Origin of the sequence: Cryobacterium breve (assembly GCF_004402375.1) — a bacterium.
In the GTDB taxonomy this organism is placed as follows: Bacteria; Actinomycetota; Actinomycetes; order Actinomycetales; family Microbacteriaceae; genus Cryobacterium; species Cryobacterium breve.
Window position 1 is genome coordinate 229446 of sequence record NZ_SOGJ01000021.1, and the last position, 7764, is coordinate 237209.

A 7764-nucleotide genomic window follows, 5' to 3' on the forward strand; every position below is an offset into this window, starting at 1 on the left:
AGCCGCTGTCAGACGCAGCACCTAGAATTGAAAGCGATATGACGACGCTCTCCGACCCGGATCACACGCCCGCCCGCCAGGTTCCGTCCGCGGTGCCCATCATCCTGGATGGAGCGGCTCCCCAGGGCCAGGAGAGCCCGCTGCTCGAAGGGCTCAACCCGCAGCAGCGCGAGGCCGTGCTGTACCGCGGCTCGGCGTTGCTGATCATCGCGGGCGCCGGCTCCGGCAAGACCAGCGTGCTCACCCGCCGCATCGCCAGCCTGCTGGAAAGCCGTGAGGCATGGCCGAGCCAGATCCTGGCCATCACCTTCACCAATAAGGCCGCCGCGGAGATGCGCGAGCGGGTCAAGGCCATCCTCGGCCAGGGGGCCGACGGCATGTGGATCTCCACCTTCCACTCCTCCTGCGTGCGCATCCTGCGCCGTGAGGCCGAGAACGCTGGCCTCTCGCCCAGTTTCAGCATCTACGACTCGGCCGACACCAAGGTCACCCTCAAACGCATCATCAAGGCCCTCGATGCCGACACCCTCGGCTTCACGCCCGGCAACGCGTCCGCGAAGATCTCCAAGCTCAAGAACGAGCTCGCCGACGCCGACTCCTACGCCCGCAACGCGAACATGAGCGACCCCCAGGAGGTCATGTTCGTCGAGATCTTCCGGCAGTACACCCACCGCCTTCGGGCGGCCAACGCCCTCGACTTCGACGACCTGATCGGGGAGACGGTCTATCTGTTCCGCGCATTCCCGAAGGTCGCGGCGCTCTACCGGCGCCGGTTCCGCCACATCCTGGTCGACGAATACCAGGACACCAACCACGCGCAGTACTCGCTCGTGAGGGAGTTCACCCGGGCCGTCGAGCCCCACCTGGCCGAGGAGATGGAGGCGACCGGCGTGCACGTGCGCAACCTGCGTGACGGGACCGGCGGCATTCCGGGCGCCTCGCTCACGGTGGTGGGCGACTCCGACCAGTCGATCTACGCCTTCCGCGGCGCGGACACCCGCAACATCAGCGAGTTCGAGCGCGACTTCCCGGGCACCAAGGTGATCCTGCTTGAGCAGAACTACCGCTCCACCCAGAACATCCTGTCGGCCGCGAACGCCGTGATCGGCCACAACTTCGACCGCAAGGACAAGAAGCTGTGGAGCGCGGGCGGCGACGGTGAGAAGATCGTGGGCTACACGGCCTACTCCGGCCATGACGAGGCCCAGTTCGTGTCCGACGAGATTGAGGTGCTGCACCGGGCCGGCATGGCCTACCGCGACATGGCCGTCTTCTACCGCACCAACGCGCAGACGCGTGCCCTGGAAGAAATCCTGGTGCGCTCCGCGGTGCCCTACCGGGTCGTCGGCGGCACCAAGTTCTACGAGCGCGCCGAGATCAAGGATGCGCTGGCGTACCTGATCGCCGTCGCGAACCCCAACGACGAGCTGGCCCTGCGCCGCATCCTGAACACCCCCAAGCGCGGCATCGGGCCGGCCACCGAGACGGCGCTGGCGAGTTTCGCAGAGGCGAACCAGATCAGCTTCCGGCAGGCCATGCGGGACTCCGCGTCGCTCGGGCTGGGCCCGAAGGTGACCGGGGCCATCCTGACGCTCGCGACCCTGCTCGACGAGGCCGCGCTGAAGCTCATTCCGGAGAACCCGGCCGGCACGGCCAACGTGTCCGAGCTGCTCACCTTCCTGCTCGACGGGAGCGGTCTGCTCACGCTTCTTCGGAACAGCCGCGACCCGCAAGACGAAGCGCGTGCCGAGAACATCGAGGAACTCGTCGCCCAGACCAAGGACTTCAACAAGGAGAACCCCGACTCGGGGCTGGTCGACTTCCTCACCCAGGTGTCGCTGGTGGCCGCCGCCGACGACCTCGACGATGCCTCTGGCACGGTGTCGCTGATGACCCTGCACACAGCCAAAGGGCTCGAATACGAGGCCGTGTTCCTGACCGGCGTCGAAGAGGGGTTGCTGCCGCACCAGATGTCGGCCAACGAACCCGGCGGGCCGGCCGAGGAGAGGCGCCTGTTCTACGTGGGCATCACCCGCGCCCGGCAGAGGCTCTACCTCTCCCTAGCGATGACCAGGGCCCAGTTCGGCGATATCAACGTGGCCATGCCCAGCCGCTACCTGCAGGAGATTCCGGTCGACCTGATCGACTGGAGGCAGTCCCCGGGCATGGCGAACTCCCGCGGTGGCACCCAGCCCCGCGCGCTGAACGCGAGGCGCGACGGCTTCGGCGGCGGCTTCGCGGGGCGCGGCGAACCGCAGGCTCTGCCGCCCGCGCCGAAGAAGAAGACCGAGTGGGCCAACCGGGTGCCGAGCCAGGTACGCGACAACGGCGACCTCACCCTCGCTGCCGGTGACCGCATCCGTCACGTCGATTTCGGCGACGGGCGCGTCAACCAGGTCACCGGCGACGGCACCAAACGAATCGCGCACGTGCAGTTCGACACGGCGGGTGCAAAAAAGCTCCTGATCAAGATCGCGCCGATCGAGAAGATCTAGCGGCGGTGACCGCACCCGTTCTGCTGCCCACGCCGGAACTCCGGACTGGACCCGTCTGCTAGGACGGGCGTGCGGCGAGGTCCGGGAGAGCGGCGCGCTCTGCCCGACCTGCTGTGTCTGCGCGTGCCGCTGTGTCGCCGCCTTGTCGCTGGTGATCGGGGAGCGTAGCGTTGTTGTCGCGGGGATGCCCAGCGGGGGCGGCTCCCATCGAATTGGAGGTGTCATCATGGCAAGCGACCCGGACGGACTCTGGCCAAAGCGAGCGGATGCCGCGAGCGACGGTCTCGACGAAAACCGCGCAATCGATGACATCGAACTCACCCGTGAAGAGGACGCGCCGATCCGCGAGGAAGACGATTCGGAGTGGATGGCCGACGCTGACCAGCGTGTGGTCGATCTCGACGGCGGTGACGAGGATCGGGAGGCTGAGGAGCCCGACGATCCCGAGCCTCGGGAGTAGACGACGAGGTTCATCCCGGGCGGAGCGCAGTGCCCGGCGGTGAACCAATTCGACGGAGATTCTCGTGGAAATAGGCGATATCGGGGGTTTGCACGGCTGTTTGGGCAGAATCTCCGTCGAATTCGTTCGGGACGGCGCGGCTTTAACACAGCGGACTCGTTGGAACCACCGTGCCGCGAGTTTCGCCCCTCGATCGCGCCGTGAGCGGGAAGTCGGCATACCGTTTGGTGCGGGCGGGCTCCGGCACCGTCACGGTGATGCCGGCTACGCGACGATGCGGGGGCCAATCCGGCGGCGACGGAGCAGCACCGCGAGTCCCCGCCAGCCGAGCAGGAACACGCCCAGCACGATGGTCGTGACAACGACGAAGCTGAACTCCGTGCCCTGCCCGCTCACGGTGCGCAGCAGCATCCCGACGCCCACGGTGAGGATCCAGATGCCGGTTCCCGTCCAGGCGATCTTCTGCGGGCTGCGCCAGGCGCGCATCACGAGCCAGGCCACGAGGAGACCGCCGAGGAACGGCAACCCGGTGATCAAAGTTCCGAGGCCCCCCTCGCCGTGGCTGGCCCGGCCGATCAGCACGAAGACCAGTACCAGGGCGGCATCCAGCCCCGCCGCGAGAAGGAGACCGGACCGATTGTTCTGCTGGATTGCCATGATTCCAGCCTACGTGCCGCGGTTCGGGTGACGGCCCGATGGGTCGGAGGGGAGGGGAGACCGACCGGTCAGACCGGGGGGCAGACCGGGGGCATACCGGGGGTACACCGGGAGGCAGATCGACGGATCAGACCGCGGTGCCGATCAGGGAGCCGATCGCCCAGGTCACGCCGAGCGCGAGCAGCCCGCCGACCAGCACCCGGGAGATCGCGCGGGCCTTCGGGCTGCCGCCGAGGTAAGAGCTCAGCCAGCCGGTGATGATCAGGGCGACCGCGACGGCGAGGAAGGTGGCCGGCAAGCGCCACTCCGGCGGTGGTAGCAGCACCGCCAGCAGAGGCAGGAGCGCGCCGACCGTGAAGGCGATCGCGGAGGCGAAGGCCGCGTGCCACGGGTTCGACAGCTCATCCGCGCCGATGTGCAGTTCCACCTCGAGGTGCGCGCCGAGGGCGTCGTGCGCGGTAAGTTCGAGCGCCACCAGTTTCGCCGTCTCGGAGCTGAGTCCCTTCGCCTCATAGAGGCCGGCCAGCTCCGCCAGCTCCTGCTCGGGCATGTTCTCGAGTTCCCAGGTCTCCTTGGCGATCAGGGCGCGTTCGGTGTCGCGCTGGCTGCTCACCGAGACGTACTCGCCCAGGGCCATCGAGATTGCGCCGGCGAGCAGGGCGGCGACGCCCGCGATCAGGATGGCCGCGGCATCCGTGGTCGCCGCCGCGACGCCCACGACAAGGGCAGCCACCGACACGATTCCATCGTTGGCACCGAGCACGCCGGCTCGCAGCCAGTTCAGGCGCGAGGCGTGGTCGACGGAATGGGGATCGACGCCGTGCTCGGGTTCAGTCATGACTGAATCCAAGCAGCCGGATGTCTGACGCGCCGGCAAGGACGCGCCAGCTTCACCGCTGCGATCACTGCGGCGGCGTCCGCGGTGTTCGCGGCGCCGGTGGGTGACGATAGAGTTTCTGATGGTACGTATGTCTTGATGTCGAGCTATCTGCGGCACTGGCGCCGTGCTCCTTGCCCCTCAAGACCTTGCAGGAACGCTACGAAGCGGATTGGAAGAGCAGCGTGGATCTTTACGAATACCAGGCACGAGACCTGTTTGAAGAGTATGGAGTCCCGGTTCTCCCGGGCATCATCGCGGACACTCCGGAGGAGGTGCGTGCGGCCGCCGAGAAACTCGGTGGCGTGGTTGTCGTCAAGGCACAGGTCAAGGTCGGCGGTCGAGGAAAGGCCGGCGGCGTGAAGGTGGCCAAGACTCCAGACGACGCTGAAGCCGCCGGGCGCGCCATCCTCGGACTCGATATCAAGGGTCACACCGTCAAGCGGGTCATGGTCGCTGGGGGAGCGCGCATTGCACAGGAGTTCTACTTCTCCGTGCTGCTGGACCGTACCAATCGCTCTTACCTCTCGCTGGCCAGCTATGAGGGTGGCGTGGAAATCGAGGTTCTCGCCGTCGAGAAGCCCGAAGCTCTCGCCTACACGGCCATCGACCCGATCATCGGGATCGACCTGGCCACGGCCCGCCAGATCGCCGTCGACGCAAAGTTCCCGGTCGACCTGGTCGACAAGGTCGCACCCGTCTTCGTGCAGCTCTACAGCGTGTTCACGGGCGAGGACGCCACCTTGGTGGAGGTGAATCCGCTTGTTCTCACCGAAGAGGGCGACGTGATCGCCCTCGACGGCAAGGTCTCGATCGACGAGAATGCCGGCTTCCGTCACCCGAAGCACGCCCTCCTCGAGGACGCCGCCGCGGCGGACCCGCTCGAGGCGAAGGCCAAGGCGAATGACCTCAACTACGTCAAGCTCGACGGCGAAGTGGGCATCATCGGCAACGGCGCCGGGCTCGTTATGAGCACGCTGGACGTTGTCGCCTACGCCGGCGAGAACCACGGCGGCGTCAAGCCGGCCAACTTCCTCGACATCGGGGGCGGAGCATCCGCTGAGGTCATGGCGGCCGGCCTCGACGTCATCCTCGGTGACCCGCAGGTCAAGGCCGTCTTCGTCAATGTCTTCGGCGGCATCACCGCCTGTGACGCTGTCGCCAAAGGCATCGTAGGAGCCCTCGCCGAACTCGGAAGCGCCGCCAACAAGCCGCTCGTCGTGCGCCTCGACGGCAACAACGTCGAAGAAGGCCGGCGCATCCTCGCCGAGGCCAACCACCCGCTCGTCACACTGGCCGCCACCATGGACGAGGGCGCTGCCAAGGCCGCCGAACTCGCCCACGCCGCGAAGTAAGGGACTCTCGAACATGTCAATCTTCCTCAACAAGGACTCCAAGGTCATCGTGCAGGGCATCACGGGCGGTGAGGGCACCAAGCACACCGCCCTCATGCTGAAGGCGGGCACCCAGGTGGTCGGGGGCGTCAACGCTCGCAAGGCCGGCACGACAGTGCTGCACGGCGACGCGGAACTGCCCGTCTTCGGCACGGTCGCCGAGGCCATCGCAGAGACCGGCGCGGATGTCTCGATCGCCTTCGTGCCGCCCGCCTTCACCAAGGACGCCGTCATCGAGGCCATCGACGCCGGCATCCCGCTGCTCGTCATCATCACCGAGGGTGTGCCGGTTCAGGACTCCGCCGAGTTCTGGGCCTACAACAAGGCCAAGGGCAACAAGACCCGCATCATCGGGCCTAACTGCCCCGGCATCATCACCCCCGGTGAGGCGCTCGTGGGCATCACGCCGGCGAACATCACCGGCAAGGGCCCGGTCGGCCTGGTCTCCAAGTCGGGCACCCTGACCTACCAGATGATGTACGAACTGCGCGACCTGGGCTTCTCCACCGCGATCGGCATCGGCGGCGACCCCATCATCGGCACCACGCACATCGATGCCCTCGAGGCGTTCGAGGCTGACCCGGAAACCCTCGCCATCGTGATGATCGGCGAGATCGGCGGCGACGCCGAGGAGAAGGCGGCCGAGTACATCAAGGCGCACGTCACGAAGCCCGTCATCGGCTACGTCGCCGGGTTCACCGCCCCCGAGGGCAAGACCATGGGCCACGCCGGCGCCATCGTCTCCAACGGTGCAGGAACCGCCCAGGGCAAGAAGGAGGCCCTCGAGGCCGCCGGGGTCAAGGTCGGCAAGACGCCGAGCGAGGCCGCCAACCTGTTGCGGGAGGCTCTCGCCGCGCTGTAGCGGCAGCTGAACCACGGTGGCACGGATGCCGCCGGTCTGGGCCGACAGGGCCCGCCTCACGGGGCGGGCCCTGTCGCTATTCCGGCCCGGGGCATCCGTTCGGGCCCTCAGGCTCGTGCGCGCCCCGTCGCCCGAACGAATTCGACGGAGATTCCCGCTGAAATGCGCCGAAATCGCGCCCAGGGGCCCAGATGGAGCAAAATCTCCGTCGAATTCGTCGGCGGGCGGCGGGGCCGGGGGAACGCGGGCCGGGGAAGCTGTAGGCTCCCTCCGGTGAAACGCTTAACGACCGCACTGCTTGCCGCGCTCGACGCACTCATTGTCGTGGCCATCGGGGTGGGCATTGCGTTGGTTCCACTCACCGTGCTCTGGGCCACTCAGTTCGAGCTGGCCGTCAACTGGATGGTGTTCTGGCGGGCCGCCGTCGACATCTGGCTTGTCGGCAACGGGGTCGACCTGCTCGTGCAGCTCGACCCGGCACTCGTCGCCGCCCTCGGCCTGCCCGGCGCGGAGACTGCGTTCTCGATTACCATCGCCCTGCTCGGCTTCGCGCTGCTGGCCCTTCTCCTGGGCCTGCGCACCGGGCGGCAGGCCGCGAACACCGCGCATCCGCGGGTGGGCGTGTCGGCCGCCATACTCAGCTATGCGATTCTGACGGCTCTGCTCGTGTGGTCGGCAGGCACGGATGCCGTGCGCCCGTCGGCGGCGCAGGGTCTGCTGCTGCCTCCGCTCGTCTACGCCGCCGGGGTGCTGATCGGCGCCGACCGCGGGCAGCTCGGCCGCCTGCTCGACAGTCTCACGGGCCGCATGACGGGCCTGTTCCGGGGCGGAATGCGCAGCGCCCGCGGTGCCGGCAGCGGTGCTCCGAGTGCCTTCAGCAGCAGCAAGGCCTCAAACAGCAAGCCCAGCACAGGCAGCACCAGTGCGAGCCGGAGCGCAGGCGCCGTTGCCGGCCGCCGGCCCGTCGCGGCGGCCGGTATGCTCCCGGCGCCGGTGCGCGCGGGCGTCGCCGCGGCGCT

At 67.8% G+C, this 7764-nt stretch carries 7 protein-coding genes; 5 read left to right on the forward strand and 2 right to left on the reverse strand.

Annotation, left to right across the window (positions count from 1 at the left end):
• The first annotated feature begins 38 nt into the window (after positions 1-38).
• Together E3O65_RS08940 and E3O65_RS08945 are read left to right on the forward strand one after the other, a co-directional pair.
• Entirely contained in the window at positions 39-2495 is a 2457-nt protein-coding gene (locus tag E3O65_RS08940) for an ATP-dependent helicase (RefSeq protein ID WP_134363371.1), read from the forward strand.
• Positions 2496-2721: 226 nt separating this feature from the next.
• A complete protein-coding gene (locus E3O65_RS08945; RefSeq protein WP_134363372.1) occupies positions 2722-2955 on the forward strand; it encodes a hypothetical protein in 234 nt (77 codons plus the stop codon).
• Positions 2956-3219: 264 nt separating this feature from the next.
• Here E3O65_RS08945 and E3O65_RS08950 read toward each other — a convergent pair whose 3' ends face one another.
• Both E3O65_RS08950 and E3O65_RS08955 read right to left on the reverse strand, forming a co-directional pair.
• Positions 3220-3612 (reverse strand): DUF3054 domain-containing protein, encoded by a 393-nt coding sequence (locus E3O65_RS08950; RefSeq protein WP_134363373.1) that lies wholly within the window; start codon positions 3610-3612, stop codon positions 3220-3222.
• Positions 3613-3739: 127 nt separating this feature from the next.
• Positions 3740-4450 (reverse strand): VIT1/CCC1 transporter family protein, encoded by a 711-nt coding sequence (locus tag E3O65_RS08955; RefSeq protein WP_134363374.1) that lies wholly within the window; start codon positions 4448-4450, stop codon positions 3740-3742.
• Positions 4451-4674: 224 nt separating this feature from the next.
• Between E3O65_RS08955 and sucC the strand changes: the two genes are divergently transcribed.
• The 3 genes from sucC to E3O65_RS08970 all read left to right on the forward strand — a co-directional run.
• Positions 4675-5844, forward strand: a complete 1170-nt coding sequence (sucC, locus tag E3O65_RS08960) for an ADP-forming succinate--CoA ligase subunit beta (RefSeq protein WP_134363375.1) — start codon at positions 4675-4677, stop codon at positions 5842-5844.
• 13 nt (positions 5845-5857) lie between these two features.
• A complete protein-coding gene (sucD, locus tag E3O65_RS08965) occupies positions 5858-6745 on the forward strand; it encodes a succinate--CoA ligase subunit alpha (RefSeq protein ID WP_134363376.1) in 888 nt (295 codons plus the stop codon).
• A 273-nt stretch (positions 6746-7018) separates the two neighbouring features.
• Positions 7019-7764, forward strand: a 746-nt coding sequence (locus E3O65_RS08970; RefSeq protein WP_241988663.1) for a cell division protein PerM, incomplete at its 3' end; no start/stop codon positions are given.

What these genes read in the sequence shown, in the direction of transcription:
- E3O65_RS08950 (WP_134363373.1), bottom strand. Translation starts at nt 3,612, where the DNA reads ATGGCAATCCAGCAGAACAATCGGTCCGGTCTCCTTCTCGCGGCGGGG.
- sucD (WP_134363376.1), top strand. Translation starts at nt 5,858, where the DNA reads ATGTCAATCTTCCTCAACAAGGACTCCAAGGTCATCGTGCAGGGCATC.
- E3O65_RS08955 (WP_134363374.1), bottom strand. Translation starts at nt 4,450, where the DNA reads ATGACTGAACCCGAGCACGGCGTCGATCCCCATTCCGTCGACCACGCC.
- E3O65_RS08945 (WP_134363372.1), top strand. Translation starts at nt 2,722, where the DNA reads ATGGCAAGCGACCCGGACGGACTCTGGCCAAAGCGAGCGGATGCCGCG.
- E3O65_RS08940 (WP_134363371.1), top strand. Translation starts at nt 39, where the DNA reads ATGACGACGCTCTCCGACCCGGATCACACGCCCGCCCGCCAGGTTCCG.